At 45.2% G+C, this 1373-nt stretch carries 1 protein-coding gene; it reads right to left on the bottom strand.

Annotated features, from left to right (window positions below):
* Window positions 1-25: 25 nt before the first annotated feature.
* Window positions 26-1302 (bottom strand): IS3 family transposase gene (locus AC1BI1_RS15295; RefSeq protein WP_476718167.1). Its coding sequence is split into 2 segments (ribosomal slippage): window positions 26-1002 and window positions 1002-1302, totalling 1278 coding nucleotides; the frame shifts between segments, so codons are not numbered across the junction.
* Between the last annotated feature and the right edge of the window lie 71 nt (window positions 1303-1373).

Here is a 1373-nt window from a genome sequence, read left to right as displayed (position 1 = left end):
CGGGCTGGCCCCCTAATTATGGAGATTATGCCACAAAGGATTCCGCTTTCATTAATTTGCTCATGAATGCTTTGTGAAACTCTTCAGGGCTCATATATCCCAGGCTACCATGCCTCCTCCTCCGGTTGTAATATTCTATGTACTTGGATATCTCAGCGTATGCCTCCATAAAGCTTTGAAACTCATACCGGCTATAGCATTCGGTCTCTAGAATAGAATGAAAGGCTTCAATATGAGCATTGAGATTGGGGGTCTTAACAGGTATACGCTCATGGACAATTCCTAGCTTTTCACAGGTTCCCTGGAACCTATTGGCGATGAACTGGGGCCCATTATCTGTACGAAGTTTGGGCATCTTCGCCCCTTTATATAGACCTCGCTTCCTCAGTCCATTTTTCAGTACCCTAGAAGCATCAACAGCAGTACAGGATAAACCCAGGTGATAATCGATTATCATACGGTCAAAAACATCAATAAGGGATAACTGGAAAAAGAATTGGTCTGTTCCAGGTATGTAGCCATACTTCACATCCATTTCCCAGAGCTGATTAGGACCGGTAACTTCCTCTCTTTTAGCTAAAACTCGGGGCCTTTCTCTTTTGACTTTGCGCTGGGGTAGGAGAATATCCAGTTCCTTACATAGCCGGTAAACCTTCTTGTGATTTATGATAAGGCCATAGTCTTCCCGTAAGCATACAGTAAGCTTTCGATAGCCATAGGGGAAGCCTTCTCCACAGACTAGCTCAGTCAGGTATTCTTTAATCTGTTCGTCGGATACTTTCCTGCCCTCACGGTTCAAGGAATAAGTAGACCTTGGCCTACCAGAACGCTTTAGTTCCTTGGTGGAAGTATCACCCTCTTGGGGTTTAGAATTTTCCTGGGTTCGCCTTGTTCTAAGAGCATAGTAGGTAGAAAGGGGAAGGCCGACAAAGCCGAGAACAAGGCGAACGCTATAACCTTGGGAAATCCATTTTTCTGCTATGGCGACTTTGTCGGCTAGCGAGGGTTTACTCTATCCCTCAGTTCTCTAAGAATAGCCAGCTCTAGCTCCTTCTCTGCCAAGAGCCTTTTTAGCCGGTCATTTTCGGTGCTGACTGCTTTAAGCCTTTTTTCGAGTTCTTCCAGGCGTTGTTTTTCAGCTTTAGGGAGAGGCTTTAGAGAGCCGTTTTTACGCATCTTCTTAATCCAGGTATAGATAGTGTTTTCGGAGATTTGGTGACGCCTGGCAACCAGGGCTACGTTACCAACCTCCTGGCATTCAGCCAAGATTTGCTCTTTGAATTCGTCGGTGTATTGTCTCATTGACCACACCCCCTAAGGTTATTATAGGTTCTACACGGAGATTTTCCAAACTGCTTAGGGGGCTAAATAGA

Source organism: Thermanaeromonas sp. DSM 22490 (assembly GCF_056378755.1).
This window is presented reverse-complemented; position numbering and strand designations above follow the sequence as displayed.